Genomic DNA, 23,698 nt, shown 5'->3' on the forward strand with positions numbered 1-23,698 from the left:
TTTTATTTCTTATCTTTGCACAGCTAAAAACGCAGAAAATGTTAAATAATAAAAAAAATTGCTGTAGACTTCGACGGAACCATCGTTGACGATGCTTATCCGGGGATCGGAAAAGCGAAGATCTTTGCATTTGAAACTTTAAGAAAACTTCAATCCGAGGGTTACAGGTTAATTCTTTGGACATACAGACACGGAAAAACATTAGATGAGGCAGTAGAATTCTGCAAGAAAAACGGAATAGAATTTTATTCTGTAAACGGTAGTTTTGAAGGGGAAGTTTTCGACCCTGAAACACAATCCCGAAAAATAGATGCAGACTGGTTTATTGATGACAGAAATTTAGGTGGTTTTCCGGGATGGGGAGAAATCTATAATATTATCCACGAAAGGATAGAATTCCGTGTGGAAGGTAAAGAAGTTTTAGCATACTCCAAACTTAAGAAAGAAAAGAAAAAAGGCCTTTTCTGGTAAATTAATAGATATGAGAAGGAGACATTAGAAATTAGATTTTTGCATGTCTTTTATTAAGATTAAATCATTAATCTAACTTCTAAAATCTACTATCTAACATCGTATAAAAATGATTCAATTAAAAACAATAGACGAGCTTCGTCTTATGAAACAAAGTGCTCAATTGGTTTCCAAAACATTAGGAATGTTAGCGAAAGAAATCAAACCGGGAATTACGACTTTGTATTTAGATAAATTAGCCCATGATTTCATTAAAGATCATGGAGGAGAACCGGCATTCTTAGGATACGGGGGATTCCCCAATTCGCTGTGCATTTCTCCGAATGAACAGGTGGTTCACGGCTTTCCCAATAATGACATTATTAAAGAAGGAGATGTTCTTTCTGTAGATTGCGGGGCTGTTTTAAATGGCTTTGTGGGAGATCACGCGTATACCTTCGAGATAGGGGAAGTGAAGCCTGAGGTTAAGAAACTGTTACAGGTTACCAAAGAATCCCTTTATAAAGGAATTGAACAATGTATCCGTGGGAAAAGGATTGGAGATATTTCTCATGCAATTCAGGCTCATTGTGAAAAAGAAGGCTATGGAGTGGTAAGAGAGCTTGTAGGGCACGGATTAGGAAGAAAGATGCATGAAGATCCTCAGGTTCCGAATTATGGCAGACAGGGAAGTGGAAAAGTGATCAAGGATGGTCTTGCCATTGCTATTGAACCTATGGTTAATCTGGGAACTGAAAAAGTAAAATTCCATAATGACGGATGGACGGTAACTACCCTGGACAATCAGCCATCAGCACATTTTGAGCATGATGTGGCTGTGATCAACGGGAAACCTGTATTGCTATCTACTTTCAAATACGTATATGAAGCATTAGGTATTCAAAGTGATGAGGAGAAGCCTTTTCAAATGGATTTCTAATGAAAAAAGTAACCAAGCTTTTACTGAATACTATTCCGCGTCCTGCGCTTATTACGATGAGCATCTGGGCAAGGCCGCTTATCTACCAGTTTTTTAAGGGAGATGAATTTTTCGATCCTATTGATGGAAAATCATACCGTAAGTTTCTTCCGTATGGCTATGGAAAACAAAGGGAAAATGCTTTATCTCCGGGAACCTTAAGTCTGGAAAGACATCGTCAGATGTGGTTATACCTTCAGAATGAAACCGATTTTTTTATTAAGAACTATAAAGTTTTGCACATCGCTCCTGAGCAGGAATTTTTGAGAAAGTTCAAAAGGATGCGTAACCTGGATTATATTTCTGCTGATTTATATTCTCCTATTGTAGATGTGAAAGCAGATATCCTGAACCTTCCTTTCGCTGATGACAGCTTCGATATTGTTTTCTGCAACCATGTATTAGAGCATATTGAAGATGATGCAAAAGCAATCAGTGAATTATACAGGGTAATGAGACCTGGAGGATGGGGTATTTTCCAGGTACCCATGAAGAATTCACTGGAAAAACCTATGAGGACTTTACCATAAAGGATCCTAAAGAGCGGCAGAAACATTTCGGGCAGTATGATCATGTACGTTGGTATGGAATGGATTATTTCGACAGGTTGAAAAAGGCCGGATTTGATGTTGATATCAATTTCTATTCACAAAAGTTTACCGAAGAAGAAATTAAAAAATACGGATTAAGATACAATGAGATCTTACCTGTTGTTTTCAAAAAATAAATAAAAATGTCTACACCATAATGTAGACATTTTTATTTGGTTAAAGATACAGCTTTAATTAGTGAGATGCTGCTTTCAATCCGATGATGGAACCAATCAGCGTTGACAAGAAGAATATCCTCCAGAACGTTACCGGATCCTTAAAAAAGAGCATTCCCATTAAAGCAGTGCCTACTGCACCAATCCCCGTCCATACAGCATATGCAGTTCCGATAGGTAAAGTTTGCGTTGCTTTGATTAAAAGAAGCATACTAATGGTCATGGTAACCAAAAAACCGGCAAACCAATAATACATTTCTGATCCTGATGTTTCTTTTGCCTTTCCAAGACAGGAAGCAAAAGCTACTTCAAACAACCCTGCAATAATTAAAATAATCCAGTTCATTTTTTTATTTTTTTCTGATGCAAAGTTCTGTATTTAAAGGGGAAAATAATTTTACAAATGTTAAAAAATGAAGCTCTAAAGCTTTTTGTGATCTAAGATAGTTTTAGTAGGTCAAAATTTTTATGATATGTCGACTTTAAAATGCTGAATTTATACAGTTTTACTTAATTTCAGCGCGGATTCTGCTCAGACTTACCTGAGTAATTCCGAGATAAGAAGCAATGTGTCCCAGCTGAACCCTTCTCAAAAGATTGGGTTTGTCACGCATCAGGTCTTTGTAGCGTTCGGTAGAAGTTTTGAACTGTCTGGATATAATTAACTCTTCTGTTTTTACAAGCTCTCTTTCCGCAAACTTACGGCCCCAATTGGCAATATAGATGTCTTCATTGAAAAGTTTTCGGAGATATTCTGTTTCTAATCGGTACAACTCACATTCTTCCAGCAGCTCGATACTTTCATAACCCGGTTTATTCTCTACATAACTTTTCATGGAGACGATCGTTTCTCCTTCACTGCCAAACCAGAAAGTAATATCATTATCCTGGGTGGAGGCATAGGCACGAACAATTCCCTTTTTAATAAAATAAACATAAGGAATGATTTTATCTGCTTCCATAAGGCAAAATCCTTTGGGATAAGCTGCTTCAGTAATATGAGCTTTAAGCTTTTCCCGTGAAGATTCAGGAAGAATCAGTAAATTATCGATGATTTCGTCTATAGTCATGAAGGCAAATTCTAATCAGTCAAAATTATTTGTTTTTACTGATTTAATGAAGATGTTATGGTTAATTTTTACATTTGCGATCTTTAAAATGAGTATATCACAAAATACTATTCTGGTCAATTAGGATTAAACAGCTGAGAAATAATGAAAATAAGAGTTGTATATTTCTGATCTATAGTTATATATAAGATAAATTTGTGATTTTTCAAGAAATTATGGGCATCTGTAATTTGATATAAAATAAATTCTGTTTTTATTTCATTTTTAGTAAATATAAAATATTTTTGTACGCCAAATAAACAAAATGAAGAGAGCTTCCATCAAAGACATTGCAAGAATTGCCGGAGTTTCCGTTGCAACTGTTTCTTATGTGATCAACAAAAAGGAGGGAAGCAGAATCAGTGAGGTAACCAGGAATAAAATTCTGGATATTGCAGAAGAAATCAATTATACACCCAATAAGATTGCCAGAAGCTTAAAAATGAGCAAAAGCAAGTTAATAGGTCTTATTGTTCCGGATATTTCAAATGATTTTTATTCCAATATTGCGCGTTGTATAGAAAATGAAGCCATGAAGCTGGGGTATACCATACTTATCGGAAGTTCTGATGAAAACCCTGATAAGTTTAAAAAGCTTACGGAGCTTTTTTCTCAGCAACAGGTGGACGGAATGCTTGTAAGTCCTGTAGCAGGCTCTGATGATATCATTAAAAAACTGCTAAAGGACGAATATCCTATTGTGTCTATTGATTATTATCTCGAAAATGTTGAGCTTCCCGCAGTAACGCTGAATAATTTTGAAATTTCCGGGCAGGTTTTCAACTATCTGATGGAGCATAAATTTGATGAATTGATCTATGTGGGATACAATACCCATCTTCCGCATTTGCTTGACAGACAGCGAGGGTTTGAGAGAAAAATCAAGGAACACGGTATTGCATCAAAGAAAGTGCTGGTAGAAATGGGAAATGTTACCTCAAAAGTTCATGCAGGATGAGATGAACATCTTAAAATAGGTGCAGGAAAAACAGGATTATATTTTTTAAACAATAAAATAGGAAATGCAGGATTGCATTATCTTGTCAAAAATAAGATCAGGGTTCCTGAAGATGTTTCTGTCATTGCTTTTGATGAAACCGATGCCTACAATTTATTTCCTACAGAAATTACCTATATAAGACAGCCGTTGGAAGAAATGGCCAGACAAGCTGTAAAACTCCTCGACGAACAAACAAAAAAATTCTCTGAAAAGGGAGAAACAGTAGTTTGTGAAGCAGAATTAATTATAAAAAAATCAGTCAAATAAAAAATTTAACCTATATATTAAACGTTTAACCTAATGAAAAAAAATAATCAGTATGTAGTATGTTTCGGAGAAGTTCTTTGGGATATATTTCCACAAGGATCCAGAGCTGGAGGAGCACCTTTCAATGTAGCTTATCATGTTTCTAAAACGGGAATTGATGCGAAGGTACTCAGCAGAATAGGGAACGATGATCTTGGTAACCAGCTGGTCAGTCAGATCAAAAACTGGGGAATGACAACGGACTATATTCAGGTCGATGCTGATAAACCAACGAGTACAGTTGTAGCTACTATTGATGAGGATAATGAAGCCAGCTATGAAATTATTAATGAAGTAGCCTGGGATTATATAGAAAACCTTCCGGAGCTTACTGAATTGGTATCTCATGCCCAGGCATTTATTTTCGGAAGTTTATCCGCACGGAATAAAAAAACAAGAGAAACTCTTTTTAAGCTTTTGGAACATGCGAAACTTAAAATATTTGATGTCAATTTCAGACCTCCGTTCATAGAGGTACAGCTCATTAAAGATTTGCTTCATCAAGCTGATATTGTAAAGATGAACAAAGCAGAAATGAGACAGATCATCGATTTTCTTAATGAAGAATATATTGATGAAGATCAGAGTGCTGCTTTAATTCAGGATTATTTTAAGATTAAGGAAATAGTTCTTACCAAAGGAAGCAAAGGTGCCAGGTATTTTAAAGGGACAGAAAGCTATACCTGCCCGGCTGTTCCGATCACCATTGCAGACACTGTAGGAAGTGGAGATTCTTTTCTGGCGGGATTTATATCCAAAAGAATACAGCAGGAAGCTCCGGAAATCATTATGAAAGAAGCTGTTGCATTAGGAGCATTCATTACGTCAAAAGAAGGAGCATGTCCGGAGTATGAATATGAAGAATTTCAAAAGTTCAGGGACCGGCATTAAAGACTTAAATCTTTAAAATTTATCCTAAAGACCAGTTTTCTTTTACTAACTTTGCAGTCCGTAATATAATTTTTATGCACAAATCAGGATTTGTAAATATAGTTGGAAAACCTAATGCAGGAAAATCAACGCTCCTTAACCAGCTGATGGGAGAGAAGCTTGCGATTGTAACGCAGAAGGCACAGACAACACGTCACCGTATTTTTGGAATTTATAATGAAGAGGATTTACAGATTGTATTTTCCGATACTCCCGGGGTGTTGGATCCTAAATATGGTCTGCAGGAGAAGATGATGGATTTTGTAAAGGACTCTTTACAGGATGCCGATGTATTTTTATTCATTGTAGATGTTACAGATAAAGCGGAACCTTCGGAATTTCTCATTGAAAAACTGAATAAAATTCCGGTTCCGGTTTTACTTTTATTAAATAAGGTAGACCAGACCAACCAGGAAGGTCTTGAAAAGCTGGTAGAAGAATGGCATAACAGAATTCCTAAGGCCGAAATTTTACCGATTTCTGCATTAAATGCCTTTAACACGGACGTTATCCTTCCAAAGCTAAAATCGATGCTTCCGGAAAACCCGCCTTATTATGATAAGGACCAGTATACAGATAAGCCGGAACGTTTTTTTTGTTAATGAGGCAATCCGTGAAAAAATCCTTTTGAATTATGAAAAGGAGATTCCTTATTCCGTAGAAGTGGTTACCGAACAATTTAAAGAAAAGGAAGGAATCATTTTTATAGACTCTATTATCTATGTGGAAAGAGATACCCAAAAAGGGATTATCATTGGCCACAAAGGGGAAGCAATAAAAAAAAGTGGGTACGGAAGCGAGAGTGGATCTAGAGAAATTTTTCGATAAAAAAATTCACCTGAACCTGTTCGTAAAAGTGAAAAAAGACTGGAGAAAAAACGACAGGGATCTAAAGAATTTTGGGTACAGATAAACTAAAACATCAATAATCATCGTTGTATAGAAAGATTTTACTATCTTTAAACTAAATTTTTCATACATGAATTATAGTAACTCAAATTCTAATCCCATATTTAGAGATATTATACTGTTAATTGTGAGAGTTTTTATTGGATTTGCCATGCTTTCACACGGATATCCCAAACTCCAGATGCTATTGGAAGGCGGAAAGATAGATTTTTATGATTTCTTAGGACTTGGTCCGCAGATCTCTTTAATTCTTACCATTATAGCAGAGTTTGTATGCTCAATACTCCTTATTTTAGGATTATTTACCAGAGTAGCTCTGGGTTTCCTTATCTTTACAATGATTATTGCGGGATTTGTAGTTCATGGATCCGATCCATTTGAGAAAAGAGAGCTGGCTTTTATTTACCTCTCTGTTTATCTTCTTTTAATTGCTTATGGAGCCGGAAAGATCTCGGTGGATTACATGATAGAAAAACGAAAAAGGGCATCCGATTGGTAGATGCATACCGATATAAATAAAGAGGGCATACTTGTATGCCCTCTTTTTGTTTTATAAAAGATAAAATTCACGATGTATCTTCACCTTATAATCTCGATTATGTTGTAAAAATCATTAGGTAATTATCGGATTTTACAAGTTGCAGGACAGGCTAAATGATTGTTGTTTACCCTTTATAATAACAAAATTTACTAAATTCGTAAAAAATGTATATAATGAAGATAAAACTAACCGTTTGCCTTCTTGCGTTCCTTAATTTTTATGAAGCGCAGGAAAATGTTACTTATCAAAAGCCGTCTGCTGAAATTCTTAAACTTGCAGACTACGAAAGACCTCCAAGTGTTTTAATGAACAGTAAAAAGGATTGGGTAATTTTTACTTACCGTCCTACCTATAAAACCCTAGAAGATCTTAGTCAGCAGGAAATGAAATTAGGTGGTCTCAGAATCAATCCCGTGACGAATATTTCTAGTTCAGCAACTTACTCCAATAACCTTAAGGTTAGAAAAATCAATGATAAAAGTGAGGCTCAGGTAAAAGGATTGCCTTCCAATCCTAAAATAACCAATACTTCTTTTTCTCCCGATGAAAAAAAGTTTGCCTTTACCAATACAACAGCAAAAGGAGTAGAGCTTTGGATCGTGGACCTTGAAACGGCAACGGCTAAGAAAGTTACCAATGATAATCTCAACGCTAACCTGGGTAGTCCTTATACGTGGTATAAAGATTCTCAGAATTTACTGATAAAAGTGCTTCCGCAAAACAGACCTGCATTGATAGATTCAAGCAAGGATCTGCCAACAGGACCTATTGTATCTACTGCGGATGGAAAAGTATCCCAAAACAGAACGTATCAGGATCTTCTTAAAAATCCTCAGGATGAAAAAAACTTTGAAATTCTTACCGCTTCAGATATTTATAACGTAGATCTTTCCGGCAACGTAAAAAAAGTGAAAGATCAGGACATGTATGCAGGTCTGAGCTTTTCACCGGATGGGAATTACCTGATGGTTACAACAATCAAAAAGCCTTTCTCATATATCGTTCCTTTGAACAGGTTTCCCATGATAACAACTGTATATGATGCTAAAGGAAGCATGGTGAAAGTCGTAAATGAAGTCCCTTTAAATGAGATTATGCCTAAAGGTTTTGCCTCAGTAAGAACAGGTAAAAGAGATATGGGCTGGAGAAGCGATGCCCCGGCAACACTTGTTTACGCAGAAGCGCTGGATGGAGGTGATCAGGCTAGAACTGCTGAATACAGAGATGAAATCTTCACCTGGGAAGCACCGTTTAACAATGCGGCAAAATCGTTCTTTAAAACGAAGCAGAGATATGAAGGAACGAGCTGGACCAATGATCATTATGCTATCGTTTCTGAAGATTGGTATGATACAAGAAATACCAAGTCATTTTTAGTAGACCTGAACAATGGGGAGTCAAAAGTAATTGATGACAGAAACTATCAGGACGTTTACAGCGATCCCGGAAATTTCAATACCACAAAAAATGAATTCGGAAGAACTGTAATTGATATGAAAGGGGGAAAAGCTTATCTCATCGGAGCAGGATTTACAAAGGACGGACAGCATCCTTTTATCGATGAAATGGATGTGAAAACATTAAAAAAAGAAAAGACTTTACACTTCAAACTTAAAAAATGCTAAGGAAGATATTATAGATATCCTTAATCCCGCAAAAGGTGAGGTACTGACCATCCAGCAGTCTGCGAGCCAGTATCCTAATTATTTCAGGAAAAACATCAAATCTAATAAAGCAGAAGCTATAACTACTTTTGCCAATCCTTTCGAAAGCATCAAAGATGTGTATAAGGAAGTGATTACTTACAAAAGAAATGATGGTGTAACGCTAACGGGAACTCTTTATCTTCCGGCAAACTATGACAGAAAAGCAAAAAAAGAAAAACTTCCCTTGCTGATCTGGGCTTATCCTACAGAATATAAAGATAAAAATACGGCAGGGCAGAATACTCAGAATCCTAACGACTTTACCTTCCCTTATTACGGTTCCTTTGTATACTGGACCACAAAAGGATATGCTGTTCTTGACGATGCTGCATTCCCGATCATAGGGGAAGGAAAAACAGAACCTAATGATACTTTTATTCCGCAATTGGTAGCGAATGCAGAAGCAGCAATTAATGCAGTAGATCAGTTAGGCTATATCGATAAGAAAAAAGTAGCCGTAGGAGGGCATTCCTACGGGGCTTTTATGACCGCTAACCTTTTAACCCATTCTAAATTGTTTGCGTGTGGAATTGCCAGAAGCGGAGCTTACAACAGGACATTAACACCGTTTGGCTTCCAGAGTGAGCAAAGAAACTACTGGGATGTACCTGAAATTTATAACACAATGTCACCATTTATGAATGCTGATAAAATGAAAACACCATTATTGCTGATCCATGGTGATGCGGATAATAATCCGGGAACATTCACTTTACAGACGGAAAGATATTTCCAGGCACTGAAAAATCTGGGTGCTCCCGTAAAGATGGTTCTTTTACCTAAAGAAGCCCACGGATATGTCGCAAAAGAAAATATTCTTCATTTGCTATGGGAACAAGATCAGTTTCTGGAGAAATGTCTCAAGAAATAAATTGAAAAACTCGTCCAAAGGGACGAGTTTTTTGTTATAGTAAACCTAATATCATTGAATTAATATGGTTATTATTACAATAAGCATTTGCAAGATAAAATATCAACTGATTATTACAAATATTTCAAAACCCCACTGATATCATCAAGTTCAACAAATCTTTCATGTTTCAGCTGATGTTCATGTTGCTCGTGAGCCCAGGTGATATGGAAAGGGATATGAGCTGCATAGCCTCCCATCTCAAGGACTGGTAAAATATCTGATTTTATGGAATTTCCTAACATAAGAAAATGTTCAGGTTTGCAATCCAGATGCTTCAATAGCTTTTGATAATCACTATTTTTCTTATCACTCATAATTTCTATGTGATGAAAATATTTTTCGAGCCCGGATTTTTTAAGCTTACGTTCCTGATCAAGCAAGTCTCCTTTTGTAGCCATAACCAACCTGTATTTTCCTTTTAGTTGTTCTAAAGTCTCTGTTACACCTTCAAGAAGTTCTATAGGCTGCTGAAGTAAATTATGCCCCAATTCAATTGCTTTATTGACTAGTTGGAGTGAAGCTGTTCCGCTTGAGACTCTGCAGATGGTTTCCACCATAGAGAGCATAAAACCTTTGACCCCATAACCGTAAAGGTGAAGATTCTGCATTTCGGTTTTAAATAATTCCTGAGAAACGGAGTGATGTGGAAGGTAGTCTTCCAGTAAAGCACAAAATTCCTTTTCCGTTTCCTGAAAATACGGCTCGTTTATCCAGAGCGTATCGTCTGCATCAAATGCTATTGTTGTTATATGATTTTTCATTTTACTTTTGTACATTTCTGAAGGCAAAAATCAGAATAAAAAATACATCAGAAAAGGACATTTGTCCCGGACCCTATATGTTACGAACGAACGAAGCATTTTTAAAGTATTTAGAGCAGCTATACGTAAATCAGGAGCGTAAAGAAGATATTGTTATAAAATCATTTTCAAAGGGGCAGAAAATATTTACCCAGAACGAAGCGGCGTCGAAAGTAATGCTTATTCGTGAAGGAATTACAAAATGCTATTTTGTAGAGGAAAATGAAAAGGAATATATTATGGAGTTTCTGGGAAAAGGTGAAATTATAGGTGAAATAGAGTTTATTAAAAATATTAATTGCCTTTGCTCCATCGAAGCTATGACCAATGTTTCTGTATACGCTATTTCCATCCCTTATTTGAGATCGGTGATTAAAAATGACCTTACGTTGAATAACCTTTTGCTGGATGTATTTGCCGAACGTATCGTAAATACATCGACTAGGGCGTCTTACCAGCAGCTGTACACCACTGAACATAATCTGGCAAAGCTTCTGAAGCTACAATCCAAACAGGAGATTGAAATTTCAAAAGAAGATATGGCTGCTTATTTAGGAGTGACCATAAGAAGCCTAAACAGGGCGTTGAAAAGTCTGAATAATAACTAAAAAAGCGGTCTTACAAGACCGCTTTTTTTATATGGATGCATTCTGCCTGATTTTCTTTGCAGACATATTTAAAAAACGTTTGACCAGGAAGATCGCAGAAATGGTTAATCCCAATCCTAAAGCAATCCACATTCCGAATGCCCCCATATTTAGCGTAACACACAATAAGTAGCCCAATGGAACGGTAATCACCCAATATGCTATAAAAGTGTAAATAGAAGGGATCTTCACATCCTGTATTCCTCTAAGCATCCCCAATGCTGTAACCTGAATTCCATCAGATAACTGGAATAATGCTGCGATAATCATTAGTTTTGATGCCAGTGTTATCACTTCAACTTCTTCTTTTTTCGTGAAGAATGTTGGGAGAATATTTCTACCCAGAATAAATACAATTCCACAGATGCACATAAAGATAAAGGCAATTTTTAAATTATTAAGCCCAACTTTTCTCAGCTCTACATAATTTTGTTCACCCATCTTCCTTCCGATCATTACGGTAGAGGCTACACTGAATCCTACACATAAATTAAAGGTAAACGAGGCCATGCTTAATGCAATCTGGTGAGAGGCAATATCGTGAGCTGAAATCAATCCACAGATGAAAGCGGCTCCCGCGAAGGCAGTTACTTCAAAGAACATTTGCAAAGCTGTTGGTAGTCCTAATTTTACCATTTTATCGAACATACTTCTGGAGAACACCTGGATCTTTAATGAAAAATCTTTGATATAGCGTCTTGTTCTTTCTTCTTTTAATAAAACGAAGTAAAGAAAAACCACCATAAAAATCCGGGCGATCAAACTGGCCAAAGCAGATCCTTTTACTCCCATCGGAGGTAATCCGAAAAGACCCTTGATAAAAACGTAATTTAAAACAATATTAATAACGTTTGCAATAATGGTTGCTTTGGTCACACCAATCGTGTAGGATAGCCCTTCAGAAACCTCTCTCAAGGTCTGAAACGCCATAAAGGGGATCATACTGATCGCCATAATTCCCAAAAAATGAACTGTATCAGGAACGATCTTCGCAGGCTGTCCCGAATGATAGAGTAGAGGTAATCCGAGTAACAGGACTGCCATTAAAATAATTCCTACAGTCATATTGATCACAAATCCATGGCTGAATACGGAATTAATTCTTTCATGGTCGTGTCTTGAATGTGCCTCCGAAACAAGGGGAGGGATCGCAAAAGAGAATCCCAGTGCCAGTACAAATGTCGAGAAAAATACTGCATTTCCTAGAGAAACGGAAGCTAAAGCATCTGCACCTAATAGTTTTCCGACAATAATATTATCGAATAAGTTAACAGATACTTGTCCTACCTGCGTTAGCATTACGGGTAGCGCCAAAGTAAGGCATTCTTTGGTATAGTTTTTATTTAAAAAGCTCATAGTTTTAACAAAAAAAAAATTTGCAGTGTTACTACTGCAAATTTTTTATAATTTATTTAGTTTATAATTAAATTATTTTCTTACAAAATTTGCAACATCCTCCTTGGAAACTGTGCTTCCACCTAGAATAATTAATCTTTCCACAACATTTCTTAATTCTCTGATATTTCCAGTCCATGAAAGGGCTTTAAGCGCTTCAATCGCTTCATCATCAAATTTTTTCACGGCTGTACCATGTTCGTCTGAAATCATTCCTGAGAAATGTTCTACCAATAATTTGATATCTTCTTTTCTTTCATCCAATGGTGGTACATAGATTTCAATTACAGATAACCTGTGGTAAAGGTCTTCTCTGAATTTCCCCTCTTCAATTTCTTTCTGCATATTTTTATTCGTGGCAGCAAGAACCCTTACATCAACTTTTATTTCTTTGTCGCTTCCTACAGGAGAAACTTTGCTTTCCTGAAGTGCTCTTAAAACCTTTGCCTGTGCAATAAGGCTCATATCTCCGATTTCATCCAAGAAGATAGTACCTCCTGTTGCCTGTTCGAATTTTCCCTGCTTATCTTTGATAGCTCCGGTAAAAGAACCCTTTACGTGTCCGAAAAGTTCGGATTCGATCAGTTCTGATGGGATCGCCGCACAGTTTACTTCGATCATAGGTCCCTTTGCCCGTTCACTTTGATTGTGAATAGCATGCGCTACCAGCTCTTTACCTGCACCGTTAGGCCCGGTAATAAGAACTCTTGCATCAGAAACAGCTACTTTTTCGATCATATCCTGAATCTTCTGTAATGCAGGAGATTCACCGATCATCTGGTATTTTTTGTTGACTTTTCTTTTAAGTGTTTTATTTTCACTCTGTAGCGTCTTATTTTCCTTTTTCAGGGTTTCTTTCGCTAAGGCATTTTTAACACTGGTGATCAGTCTGTTGATATCGATAGGCTTAGAAATGAAATCATATGCTCCATCCTTTAAGCAAGAAACAGCAGAATCAATATCTGCATGCCCTGAGATCATAATAAAAGTAGTTTCGGGTTTTAACACCAAAGTCTGCTTCAAAAGCTCTGTTCCTGAAAGTTTTGGCATCTTTATATCGGAAATCACTAATGCGAAATCTTCTTTTTCCAGGTGTTTGTAACCCTCTAAACCATCTTCGGCTACTACAAATTCATAATTGGTAAGTTCATCAGACAGAATACTGTGCAGTACTCCTGAGATTGCTTTTTCGTCTTCTACTATAAGGATTTTTTGCATAGTTGCAAATTTAGATTTTTTGATTGAATTATTAGCAAAAACTATACCTAAATACTTTATTTAGAATAATCTCTTCGCCCGAAAATTGCAGAGCCAACCCGTACGGAATTTGCCCCGCATTCAATGGCAATACGGAAATCATCACTCATTCCCATTGATAAGGTATCCAGTTTTTTTTAATTGATTTAATTCATCAAAAACTTTTTTTAAGGTTAAAAATTCCTTTTTTACCTGTTGCTGATCGTCAGTGAATGTAGCCATCCCCATAAGTCCGGTAATGTGAATATTAGCAAATTCACCATTGATGTATCTTTGGAAGAGCTCTCTGGCTTCTGATATTTCAAGACCGAATTTACTGTCTTCAGCAGCGATTTTTACCTGCAGAAGAACCTTAATTTTTCGGTTATGTTTTCCTGCTTCTTTATTGATCTCCAGCAATACTTTTTCAGAATCCACACTCTGGATCGTGTCGATAAATTCAGCAATATATTTTACCTTATTCGTTTGCAGATGCCCGATAAGGTGCCATTGAATATCTTTCGGAAGCAGAGGATATTTCTCCATAAGCTCCTGTACTTTATTTTCACCGAAAACTTTCTGTCCCAGGTCATAAACCTCCTGAATAGCTGAAACAGGATGGGTTTTTGAAACTGCTACCAATTGAACTCCTTCGGAAAGCTGTCCCTTTATATTGTTGTAATTTTCTTTAATATCCATAATTGCAAATTTCTGAATTCTTATAGCAAAAAGCTAATGATTTTATAAAATTTTAAATAGGTCTGAGTTATTTTTTTGCTATGAAATTTCAGAATGAGCCTTGTTTCATGTTTTAATTTAAAACTTCATTGATTTTAGGATAAGCGGAAATCTTTCTGAATACAAAGCGATTGGTCTTCTGTAGTTTTTCAATAAACAGGTCGAGCTCATTAATTGAATCGGTATCCGAAAGATACTGATCATGGGTAAGGAACACCAAATGTCTTGATGTTTTTTCAAGGTCATTAAAAAAGATGCTGTCTACTTTTTTCAACATGGCTTCGTGACTTCCTTTAAGGACCATTCTGTTTGTGGGTTTCCATTCCAGATCCCAGCCGATTACTTTATATCCTGCCTTTTTTAAATGATCGGCTGCCAGCGAAGAACTTTTAATATCCGTAACATTGATGTTGTTGAGCCTCCAGATATTTCTGCCCGGAGTTCTGGCGATTTTATTGTGCAGTGTAAGACTGTCCTTTGCTCTGTCAAAATCATGAACAACTGCTTCCGGATTTTTGTAAAAACTGGAATATTTGTTGTGGGCATGCGAAAAGCTGTGATTAGCCAGTTCAATCAATGGGTCTGCTTTCAGCAGTTCCATATCATTCTTTTGTCTGTTGCTGTCATAGCAGTGTTTTCCCACTATAAATGCAGTAGCACATACATTTCTTTTGCGTAAAACTTTCAGAAGGTTTTCGGTCCCGCGATTAGGACCATCATCAAAAGTAAGATAAATAACTCTTTTGTCTGTCGGTGCTTCGTCATCCTCCAATTCGGGTACTATTTTTGCGACGGGATGGTCTTTGGAAATCATCTTTTCAGAATCTTTCGCGTCTTTTTTCTCATTACAGCTGTTGAATAAAACTGAAGTTGCACTCAGCAATGCAAACATCCCAAGAAAAGTCAGGTTTCGCGACTTTTCCGCAAAAAGGTTTTTCATAAAAAAATTGGAGATTAAATGTTAATTGTCGTTAAAATTTACAAATAGATGTTAACAATATACATACCAATTCTTACAAAAAAATAAGTTTTAATAATATTTTAATCTATTAATTGTAAAGGGTTTTCAAGATAATATTTTTTTCAGATACAGGCCATTTTTGATTGCGGCAGTTCCCCAGGTGTTATTGAAAAATATAAACGCTTTCTTTTGTGATTTTTGTATTTTTTCGACCAAATGATTGAGAAATTCGTGAGTGTACTCAGATTTGTAGAGCACAGGCTTTCCGTGAAGTCTATAATAAATGATTTCAGGATGATTACTCATTAAGTCTTCCGGAAGATTTCCGGGAAAACTGACACCGGAAAAAATAATGTTTTTTTGCTTTAAAGCCTTTAAGACTTCATCAGTCCACCATGAAATATGTCTGAATTCCATTACATTTACAAAATCAAAGTCTGGATGTGTTAGTACCAAATCAAGGTTTTCGGGAGTATTTTTGAAAGAAGGCGGAAACTGATATAAAAATCCGGATAGTTTATTTTTTAATCCCTCATGGATGTGACGGCAAAAGATTTCGATCTCGTCCTTACAATCTTTCATTCTTTTTTCGTGGGAAATTGTTTTGGGGATTTTAATAAAAAACCTGAATTCTTCAGGAGTTTCATCAAACCATTTTACAAGAGTTTTCAGAGTCGGTTTTCTATAAAAGGTAGAATTAATTTCTACAGCATTGAATTCTTGAGAATAGAGCGTAAGGAAATTTTTAGCAGATGCATCTTGTGGATAAAGAGAGCCTTTCCAATCGTTATTATAGAATCCTGAGCAACCGATATGATACATTTCTTTTTTCATGGTTTTATAAAGTTCCTCCGGATTTGTTCTATAAACCTGGAATCCGGAGGAAAATTTGATTATTTAATGTCGAGATCGACAGCGTTTAATCTTAATGAATTAAGAATCACCGATAAAGAGCTGAAACTCATAGCTGCGGCTGCAATCATCGGAGATAACAGAACTCCAAAAAAAGGATACAATAATCCTGCCGCAATAGGAACTCCTAATACATTATAGATAAAAGCAAAAAAGAGGTTTTCCTTAATATTCTTCAATAGTTTTTCACTCAGAAGCTTAGCTTTGGCTACACCTATGATATCTCCTTTTAATAAAGTAATCTCTGCACTCTCAATAGCGACATCCGTCCCTGTTCCCATAGCAATTCCGATGTCGGATTGTGCCAAAGCAGGAGAGTCGTTGATTCCATCACCTGTCATTGCGACAATTTTTCCTTCTTTCTGAAGTTTTTTAACTTCATTTAATTTATCTTCAGGTAAACAATTGGCTTTGTAGTGTATGATACCCAGCTCATCCGCTACAGCTTTAGCTGTATGTTCATTATCGCCGGTCATCATCACGATATCCAGACCTTCTTTCATTAAGAGCTCAACGGCCTTTTTAGAACTTTCTTTGATTTTATCCCTAAAACTTATGAACCCTAAAACATTATGATCCTCGGCAATATATGAAATCGTATGCGCTTTGGACTGAACTTCAATTGCCTTCTGTTTTAAACTATCAGGAATGGCAATCTGATGAGAGGTCAGGAGATTTTCGTTTCCAACATACACCGTTTTTCCATCGATGATTCCTTTTACCCCTTTTCCGGATATGTTTTCAAACTTTTCCACCTTCGCGGAAGAGATTTTTTGATCCTTAGCTTTTTTAATGACTGCGTTAGACAGGGGGTGTTCTGAATTCTGATTCAATGAATAGGCTAATTTTAAAATCTGATCCTGATTTCCGTTATCCACTGTTTCAATGTGTTCTACAGATGGTTTCCCTTCGGTAAGAGTTCCTGTTTTGTCCGTAATAAGAACATTTACTTTGTTCATTTGTTCCAGAGCTTCGGCATTTTTAATCAGGATGCCGTTTTTAGCCCCTTTTCCTATTCCAACCATCAAAGACATTGGAGTAGCAAGACCTAATGCACAAGGACAGGCTACAATAAGTACAGCTACAGCATTGACGAAAGCAAACAAGCTTCTTTTCCCTTCGGGCCCGAAGAATTGCCATCCGACAAATGTTAAAGCGGCAATAAGAATAACCGTCGGTACAAAGATTTTGGAAACTTTATCGGTTAATTTTTGAATAGGTGCTTTACTACGACTTGCTTCATTCACCATTTTGATGATCTGGGACAATAGGGTTTCATCACCAACTTTTTCAGCTTTCATAATAAAAACCTGATTCCCGTTGATTGTTCCTGATGAGACCTTATCATCCATATTTTTTTCTACAGGAATCGGTTCTCCGGTGATCATACTTTCATCAACAATAGAGTTGCCTTCCGTTATTTTTCCGTCTACCGGTATCTTTTCTCCGGGCTTTACCTTTAAAAAATCACCGATCTTTACTTGAGAAAGAAGAACCCTTTTTTCTTCTCCATTTACGATCAGGTTGGCTTCATCCGGTGAAAGATTCATCAGCTCCCTGATCGCATTTCCAGTTTTTTATGAGCAGCGGCTTCCATGAGTTGCCCCAGGATAACCAGCGTAAGAATAACACAGACCGCCTCAAAATAAAGAGGGATCTCATGATTGTGACCGCGGATTTCATGTGGGATGATATCCGGAAAAAGAAGAGAGACAATACTGAAAATAAATGCTGCAGAAACTCCCAGGGCAATCAGACTGAACATGTTCAGATTCCATGTTTTAAATGAAACCCAGCCTCTTTTCATTAAAAACCACCCAGAATAGAAAAGCACAGGAAGTGTTAAAGCCAGCTCAATAAAGCCCTGAATCTGATGAGAGAACGGGAAGTTAATCAGCATACCTCCCATAGAAAGAATAAATACGGGAACGGTAAATAGCAATGAAATAATGAATTTCCTTTTTAATATATTATAGGTTTCATCATCTTCTTCCTCTCCAGTATCAGGCATTCTTACGAGATCCATTCCGCATATGGGACAGCTTCCAGGCTCGTCCTGTATAATTTCAGGATGCATAGGGCAGGTATATTTTGCGGTCTTTTTCTCAGGATATTTCACAAGATCCATCCCACAGACAGGACACCCTACGTTGCTGTCATAAGTTTTGTCTCCTTCGCAATACATCGGACAATAGTATCTTCCAGCCATATCATCCGTAACTTTAGGAGCTTCATGATGATGGTGGGTGTGTGAATGAGAATGTGAATGAGAATGAGAATGAGAATGAGAATGAGAATGAGAATGTTGATGGGTATGTTCTGATGATGAATTATTAACAAGCTCTTGTGTAATTTCTTCCAGGTGCATATGACAAACCGGACAGTCGCCTTTTTCATCATATATTTTATCTCCTTCACAAAACATCGGACAATAATATTTTCCAATATGGTCTTTGAAGTTTTCCGGCAAATGTTTGGAAGAATAGGCCGGTTTGTAATTAGGGTCCTTAGCCTGCTTTTCTTCAATAGGAACAAGGTACATATGACAAACCGGGCATCGTTCTCCCTGTTTGAAGTATACTTTATCTCCCTCGCATTCCATAGGACAATAGTAAACTGAAGATGGAGAAACACGATCCTGAGGTTTAATGAAAGCTTTTTCCGGCTGCGTCTGATCCTCCAGCTGATAATGACCAATCTCGGCTAAAGCCTTGTTTAGCGTATTAAGATTAATAGGAGTATCTGAGATAATAGTTGCAAGATTATTTTCCAGACTGATATCTGCTGTAATTCCCTCGATTGAATTTAGCTTTTCAGAGATTTTTTTTCTGACAACCGGAACAGCTCATTCCGAGTATTTTATATTGTTGTTCCATGATCTTAAATTATAATACAAAATTCCGTAAAGGAAAATAATGTATGTTATAAATTTAAGGATAATAGTTATAGAATTTGGGAAATCGGGTATTTGGATGTTTGAGAGTCGGAGGGTGTTAGGGTATTAGGGTTTTGAATAATGGAGTAATATTGAGTTATTTGGGATTTTATTATCTTGTAGTACTGAAGCATTTATCTGCTTAAAGGCTATTTTATCATCTCCAATTATATGCTTAAACCGTCAAACATGTAAGCTCTAATTAATCCCATACGCTCTGATACTTCATTCAAAAACTGTCAAGCGGTTTTCTGTTATGGACTTTCAGTTTTTTAAACTCAGTAGGGGTGAATCCTGTGCTGTTTCTGAATTGTGAGGATAAATGCTGTACACTTTTATAACCAAGCTTTCCAGCAATTTCTGTTAACGTAAATTCGTTATACAAAAGAAGCTCCTTTACCTTCTCTATCTTTTGAAGGATAAAAAACTGCTCCAAAGTAATATTCTCATTTTGGGAAAAGGTTTTTGAAAGGGAACTGTAATCCTTATGTATTTTTGAAGCCAGAAATTCTGATAATAAAAAGTCTTCATCAATATCAAGTTCGCTGATTTTGGTAATAATGAGATTTTTGATTTTCTCAACAAGTTGATGGGAGGAATCCTTTATTCTTTCAAAACCTGTTTTTTCCAATTCTGTTTCAATGAAACGCATATCATGATCTGAAATATCTGATTCCGTTTCCACTTCCCCAAGTTGTATGGATTGTATTCCGATCCCAAAATCATTAAAAATAGAAGAAACGGCAGAAATGCACCTGCCGCAGACCATATTTTTGATGAAAATTTTCATAGCTGGTTATTTAATCGGTCCTTTACGAATTCAACCTGTGTTTTACCATGAGGAAGAGGATTTCCGTCTTCACCTAAATTGACCATTACAATTTTATCTACCGTGATAATAGTTTGATGCGTCATTTTATTTCGTACCTCGCATCGCAATGTAATAGAACTCGAACCGAATGCTGTTACTTCAATCCCGATTTCAACAATATCTCCCTGTTTGGCAGAACTAACGAAGTTGATTTCCGAAATGAACTTCGTAACTACTTTTGTGTTTTCTAACTGAATGATAGCATAGAGAGCAGCTTCTTCATCGATCCATTGTAATAACCTGCCTCCAAAAAGTGAATGATTAGGATTCAGATCTTCGGGTTTTACCCATTTTCTAGTGTGATAGTTCATACCTTAATAATTTGCCCCACAAATTTAGCGCTAAAAACTGGCTTAATCAAACGAATAGGATTTAGTTATCAAAAGAGAAATATTTATTTTCTCGATCAGAAAATTTCATCATTTCGGAATATAAAACTCATCCTGTCATCTTTTTCTATTTTTTATTATTTTCGTTTTGTTTAATGATTTGATACATAGTATTTTATAAATATGTAGTTGTTTTTATTAAAAAATATTCAATGATAAGGTTAAAAAGATGTGGTTTTAACTTGTATTTTAGTAATTTAATAGTATTTGTTGCTATATAAGTGTCATTTTACTATAAGATCTAGTGTTAAAAAATATTTAATTTTCCCAAATATTGCTTATAATATTATTGATATACATATATAAAATATTGTTTTACGATAATTTTTGTAAATAGATCAAATGTGGGTGATAAAATACTTGTAAAAACGCTTTGATTTGAAATTTTAAATTGTATCTTGCGAACGTTTATATTTGGAATCAATATTTGTTCATTTAATATATGTTGCTTTTCTTTTATATACCAAATTTTTATTAATTATTATAATTTTATTTAACAATGAACATTTTTGTTTCAAACATCAATTACTCAACTAAAGAGTACGAATTACAAGATTTATTCGCAGAATTTGGAGAAGTATCTTCTGCTAAAATCATTACAGACAAGGAAACTGGACGTTCCAGAGGTTTTGGTTTCATAGAAATGGGAGAAGAAGAAGGAAAGCAAGCTATTGAAGCATTAAACGCAAAAGAATTTAACGGAAAAACACTTAACGTTTCAGAAGCTAAACCAAGAGAGGAGAAGCCAAGAAGAAGTTTCGATAACAACAGAAGTGGTGGTTATGGAAACAACAGAGGCGGTGGATACGGCGGTGGTAACAACCGTGGTGGAAACGGCGGCGGAAATCGTTGGTAAAAAATATAAGCGGCTTTTAAGCCGCTTTTTTTATGTCTTTTTATTTCGTGTTCCTTGTTAATTAATCAATATAAATAAATTTATACGATACTGTTTTACTTATTTATAAATATGCCTTCTTCGGGGGCTAATCTTTTTTCTTCTTTTTCTTTTTATCCCTGTTTTTCTTATCCTTTTTGGGATTAAGGATCTCATTGGCAATCTCCAGCTTCGGTATTTTGGTTTTTACCGGTTTTATTTCAATTTTAAGATCGAAATACTCTTTTAGATCATCCTGTGATATTAATTTTTCATTCAATAGGAATTGTAAGATCTCTTTTCCCGAATCATGAAAGAAGTTATGCGAAAGTTCTTTTAGCAAAAACTTTTTATAATGTTCATAGGGTATGGTGACTGAATATTTAAAAATCCTGCCTTCTTTCTGTGTAGAAAGATATCCCTTTTCAACAAGGATCTTCAGGTAAGTGGATACAGTATTCTGATGTGGTTTTGGTTCCGGATGCTGCTCCATAACATCTTTCAGGTAGAATGAATCGAGCTTCCAAAATAGCTTCATTAAGTTTTCTTCTGCAGTTGTAAGATGATTTATTTTCATAAGATATTCTAATGTTGAAAGTGTATACTGCAATAAAGATAAAGAAAAGAAATTAAAAATGCTATTGCCGCACCCATAAATACTTCTTTTATAGTATGCCTCTTTAATATTACTCTTGTAATTCCCACAAGAACAGCTATTCCCAGCCATAAAAGTCCCATTTTCCAACTAATGGCATAAAATAAGCCGGCGACAAAAACATTGAAGGCCGTATGCATAGAGCTTTTAATAAAAAAAATTACTTATCTGTAAGGAAAAAAGGGAGAATAAGGATAAAAAGCATTAGAAAATCCAGTGAGCCATATTTGATATAGTGAAAAAGTAAATAGGCAATCACAGCAATTGCAGCAAATATATAAAATGTCTTCCTCTGAACCCTGTTTGAAACATCCATATTGGTATATCTTCCGGTTTTTACATTCCAGATCAACCAGATTATAATAGGAATTATAATGATAAGTAAAATAGGAAGAAAGTAAGTAACTGAGTCTTTAAGGGAATATTCATGAACACTTTTATAAACAAAGAATAAAAATAAAGATACCAGCGGACTGAAAAATTCTGAGATAATTCTGGAGATTTTATGCAATGCGGATGTTTGTTTTTCTTCCATGTTTAAATTAAAAACTCAAATATAACATTATAAGTAAAAAAAACAATTGGTATGTATACAATAAAAACAAAGTTTTTTTTTATAATTTTGCTCAACTATTTCATAATAAATAAGCAAGAGCTAGCACATGAAAGAATTTTCTAAAGAGGTATACCTTAAGTGGTATGAAGATATGACAATGTGGAGAAGGTTTGAAGACAAATGCCGTTCTCTTTATCTAAAACAAAAAATCAGAGGTTTTTTACATTTGTATAACGGTCAGGAAGCTATTCCAGCCGGATTTACCCATGCAATGGATTTAACCAAAGATAGTATGATTACTGCTTACAGATGTCATATTCATCCAATGGCAATGGGAGTAGACCCTAAAAGAATTATGGCGGAACTTTGCGGAAAGGCTACAGGTACATCCGGAGGTATGGGTGGATCTATGCATATTTTTAGTAAGGAGCACCGTTTTTACGGAGGTCATGGTATTGTAGGAGGACAAATTCCTTTGGGAGCTGGTATTGCTTTCGCTGATAAGTATTTTGACAGAAAAGCTGTAAATATCTGTTTCTTTGGAGATGGAGCAGCAAGACAGGGATCATTACATGAGACATTTAACATGGCAATGAACTGGAAGCTTCCGGTAGTATTTGTGGTAGAGAACAACCAGTATGCGATGGGAACTTCTGTAAAAAGAACTGCCAATCATGAAGATATCTACAAATTAGGATTAGGATATGAAATGCCTTGTCTTGCAGTAGATGCAATGGATCCTGAAAAAGTGGCTGAGGCAGCTTATGAAGCTATAGAAAGAGCAAGAAGAGGTGATGGGCCTACATTCATTGAAGCAAGGACATACCGTTACAGAGGTCACTCGATGTCGGATGCTGAGCCGTACAGATCCAAGGAAGAAGTATCTATCCATAAAAAAGATGATCCAATCGAATTGGTAAAAGAAAGAATCCTTGCGAATAACTGGGCTACAGAAGCAGAATTGGAAACTATTGAAAATAAATCCAGAGATTTTGTTGACGAATGTGTGGAATTTATGGAAAATTCTCCATATCCAACCGCGGAAAAAATCTATGAGTATGTATATGCACAGGAAGATTTCCCATTCGTAGATAAACTGGAAAACTAAACATAATAGGAG

General features: G+C 35.9%; 21 protein-coding genes and 5 pseudogenes. 12 read left to right on the forward strand and 14 right to left on the reverse strand.

The window, feature by feature from the left end:
• Positions 1-45: 45 nt before the first annotated feature.
• The 3 genes and pseudogenes from ACJ5H0_RS01340 (at position 46) to ACJ5H0_RS01350 (ending at position 2,156) form a co-directional block, all read left to right on the forward strand.
• Positions 46-471: a BT0820 family HAD-type phosphatase gene (locus tag ACJ5H0_RS01340; protein ID WP_411248044.1), complete on the forward strand. Its 426-nt coding sequence runs from the start codon at positions 46-48 to the stop codon at positions 469-471.
• 109 nt (positions 472-580) lie between these two features.
• Complete coding sequence (gene map / locus ACJ5H0_RS01345) at positions 581-1,390, forward strand: type I methionyl aminopeptidase (RefSeq protein WP_172283264.1); 810 nt, start codon at positions 581-583, stop codon at positions 1,388-1,390.
• A pseudogene (locus ACJ5H0_RS01350) lies at positions 1,390-2,156 on the forward strand (class I SAM-dependent methyltransferase). Before map ends, ACJ5H0_RS01350 begins: the two are co-directional and overlap by 1 nt.
• 58 nt (positions 2,157-2,214) lie before the next feature.
• Here ACJ5H0_RS01350 and ACJ5H0_RS01355 read toward each other — a convergent pair.
• Complete coding sequence (locus tag ACJ5H0_RS01355) at positions 2,215-2,541, reverse strand: DMT family transporter (protein WP_273647829.1); 327 nt, start codon at positions 2,539-2,541, stop codon at positions 2,215-2,217.
• A 160-nt stretch (positions 2,542-2,701) separates the two neighbouring features.
• Positions 2,702-3,265, reverse strand: coding sequence for a Crp/Fnr family transcriptional regulator (locus tag ACJ5H0_RS01360; RefSeq protein WP_273647830.1), 564 nt, complete (start codon positions 3,263-3,265; stop codon positions 2,702-2,704).
• Positions 3,266-3,569: 304 nt separating this feature from the next.
• Between ACJ5H0_RS01360 and ACJ5H0_RS01365 the strand changes: the two genes are divergently transcribed.
• The 6 genes and pseudogenes from ACJ5H0_RS01365 to ACJ5H0_RS01390 all read left to right on the forward strand — a co-directional run bounded on the left by ACJ5H0_RS01365 (position 3,570) and on the right by ACJ5H0_RS01390 (position 9,567).
• Complete coding sequence (locus ACJ5H0_RS01365) at positions 3,570-4,262, forward strand: LacI family DNA-binding transcriptional regulator (RefSeq protein ID WP_411246832.1); 693 nt, start codon at positions 3,570-3,572, stop codon at positions 4,260-4,262.
• 15 nt (positions 4,263-4,277) lie between these two features.
• Positions 4,278-4,571: a substrate-binding domain-containing protein gene (locus tag ACJ5H0_RS01370; RefSeq protein ID WP_411248045.1), complete on the forward strand. Its 294-nt coding sequence runs from the start codon at positions 4,278-4,280 to the stop codon at positions 4,569-4,571.
• Positions 4,572-4,604: 33 nt separating this feature from the next.
• Complete coding sequence (locus ACJ5H0_RS01375; RefSeq protein WP_411246833.1) at positions 4,605-5,501, forward strand: carbohydrate kinase family protein; 897 nt, start codon at positions 4,605-4,607, stop codon at positions 5,499-5,501.
• A 74-nt stretch (positions 5,502-5,575) separates the two neighbouring features.
• Positions 5,576-6,453, forward strand: a pseudogene (gene era, locus ACJ5H0_RS01380) (GTPase Era).
• 123 nt (positions 6,454-6,576) lie between these two features.
• On the forward strand, positions 6,577-6,948 hold the full coding sequence (locus ACJ5H0_RS01385; RefSeq protein ID WP_411246834.1) for a DoxX family protein: 372 nt from the start codon (positions 6,577-6,579) through the stop codon (positions 6,946-6,948).
• A 215-nt stretch (positions 6,949-7,163) separates the two neighbouring features.
• Positions 7,164-9,567 (forward strand): annotated as a pseudogene (locus ACJ5H0_RS01390) (alpha/beta hydrolase family protein).
• A 113-nt stretch (positions 9,568-9,680) separates the two neighbouring features.
• Here the strand turns inward: ACJ5H0_RS01390 and ACJ5H0_RS01395 are convergent.
• On the reverse strand, positions 9,681-10,370 hold the full coding sequence (locus ACJ5H0_RS01395; protein WP_411246835.1) for an HAD family hydrolase: 690 nt from the start codon (positions 10,368-10,370) through the stop codon (positions 9,681-9,683).
• Positions 10,371-10,447: 77 nt separating this feature from the next.
• Between ACJ5H0_RS01395 and ACJ5H0_RS01400 the strand changes: the two genes are divergently transcribed.
• Positions 10,448-11,017 (forward strand): Crp/Fnr family transcriptional regulator, encoded by a 570-nt coding sequence (locus ACJ5H0_RS01400; protein WP_172283242.1) that lies wholly within the window; start codon positions 10,448-10,450, stop codon positions 11,015-11,017.
• Between the two features lie 27 nt (positions 11,018-11,044).
• Here the strand turns inward: ACJ5H0_RS01400 and ACJ5H0_RS01405 are convergent, their stop codons facing one another.
• The 8 genes and pseudogenes from ACJ5H0_RS01405 to ACJ5H0_RS01440 all read right to left on the reverse strand — a co-directional run bounded on the left by ACJ5H0_RS01405 (position 11,045) and on the right by ACJ5H0_RS01440 (position 20,415).
• A complete protein-coding gene (locus tag ACJ5H0_RS01405) occupies positions 11,045-12,412 on the reverse strand; it encodes an MATE family efflux transporter (RefSeq protein WP_172283240.1) in 1,368 nt (455 codons plus the stop codon).
• 72 nt (positions 12,413-12,484) lie between these two features.
• Positions 12,485-13,669 carry a sigma-54-dependent transcriptional regulator gene (locus ACJ5H0_RS01410; RefSeq protein WP_172283238.1) on the reverse strand — a complete coding sequence of 395 codons (1,185 nt, stop codon included), beginning with the start codon at positions 13,667-13,669 and terminating at the stop codon, positions 12,485-12,487.
• A gap of 56 nt (positions 13,670-13,725) precedes the next feature.
• Positions 13,726-14,386: pseudogene (locus ACJ5H0_RS01415) on the reverse strand (YggS family pyridoxal phosphate-dependent enzyme).
• Between the two features lie 112 nt (positions 14,387-14,498).
• The gene (locus tag ACJ5H0_RS01420; protein ID WP_411246836.1) at positions 14,499-15,365 is read right to left on the reverse strand and encodes a polysaccharide deacetylase family protein; all 867 of its coding nucleotides are present in this window, start codon (positions 15,363-15,365) and stop codon (positions 14,499-14,501) included.
• A 126-nt stretch (positions 15,366-15,491) separates the two neighbouring features.
• Positions 15,492-16,220 (reverse strand): DUF72 domain-containing protein, encoded by a 729-nt coding sequence (locus tag ACJ5H0_RS01425; RefSeq protein WP_411246837.1) that lies wholly within the window; start codon positions 16,218-16,220, stop codon positions 15,492-15,494.
• A gap of 59 nt (positions 16,221-16,279) precedes the next feature.
• A pseudogene (locus tag ACJ5H0_RS01430) lies at positions 16,280-19,174 on the reverse strand (heavy metal translocating P-type ATPase).
• Between the two features lie 288 nt (positions 19,175-19,462).
• Positions 19,463-20,023: a helix-turn-helix domain-containing protein gene (locus tag ACJ5H0_RS01435; RefSeq protein WP_273647841.1), complete on the reverse strand. Its 561-nt coding sequence runs from the start codon at positions 20,021-20,023 to the stop codon at positions 19,463-19,465.
• Positions 20,020-20,415, reverse strand: coding sequence for an acyl-CoA thioesterase (locus tag ACJ5H0_RS01440; protein ID WP_172283226.1), 396 nt, complete (start codon positions 20,413-20,415; stop codon positions 20,020-20,022). Before ACJ5H0_RS01440 ends, ACJ5H0_RS01435 begins: the two co-directional genes overlap by 4 nt.
• Before the next feature lie 577 nt (positions 20,416-20,992).
• Here ACJ5H0_RS01440 and ACJ5H0_RS01445 point away from each other — a divergent pair.
• Positions 20,993-21,349: an RNA recognition motif domain-containing protein gene (locus tag ACJ5H0_RS01445; protein ID WP_172283224.1), complete on the forward strand. Its 357-nt coding sequence runs from the start codon at positions 20,993-20,995 to the stop codon at positions 21,347-21,349.
• Positions 21,350-21,476: 127 nt separating this feature from the next.
• Here the strand turns inward: ACJ5H0_RS01445 and ACJ5H0_RS01450 are convergent, their stop codons facing one another.
• Genes ACJ5H0_RS01450 through ACJ5H0_RS01460 form a run of 3 tightly spaced genes read right to left on the reverse strand, consistent with a single transcriptional unit; the run spans position 21,477 to position 22,557 of the window.
• Positions 21,477-21,944 (reverse strand): BlaI/MecI/CopY family transcriptional regulator, encoded by a 468-nt coding sequence (locus ACJ5H0_RS01450; RefSeq protein WP_172283222.1) that lies wholly within the window; start codon positions 21,942-21,944, stop codon positions 21,477-21,479.
• Positions 21,945-21,952: 8 nt separating this feature from the next.
• On the reverse strand, positions 21,953-22,162 hold the full coding sequence (locus ACJ5H0_RS01455) for a phosphatase PAP2 family protein (protein ID WP_411246838.1): 210 nt from the start codon (positions 22,160-22,162) through the stop codon (positions 21,953-21,955).
• A 20-nt stretch (positions 22,163-22,182) separates the two neighbouring features.
• Positions 22,183-22,557: a hypothetical protein gene (locus ACJ5H0_RS01460; RefSeq protein ID WP_411246839.1), complete on the reverse strand. Its 375-nt coding sequence runs from the start codon at positions 22,555-22,557 to the stop codon at positions 22,183-22,185.
• 127 nt (positions 22,558-22,684) lie between these two features.
• Here ACJ5H0_RS01460 and pdhA point away from each other — a divergent pair, with 127 nt between their 5' ends.
• On the forward strand, positions 22,685-23,686 hold the full coding sequence (gene pdhA, locus ACJ5H0_RS01465) for a pyruvate dehydrogenase (acetyl-transferring) E1 component subunit alpha (protein WP_172283218.1): 1,002 nt from the start codon (positions 22,685-22,687) through the stop codon (positions 23,684-23,686).
• Positions 23,687-23,698 lie beyond the last annotated feature (12 nt).

Source organism: Chryseobacterium proteolyticum (assembly GCF_046591535.1).
In the GTDB taxonomy this organism is placed as follows: Bacteria; Bacteroidota; Bacteroidia; order Flavobacteriales; family Weeksellaceae; genus Chryseobacterium; species Chryseobacterium proteolyticum.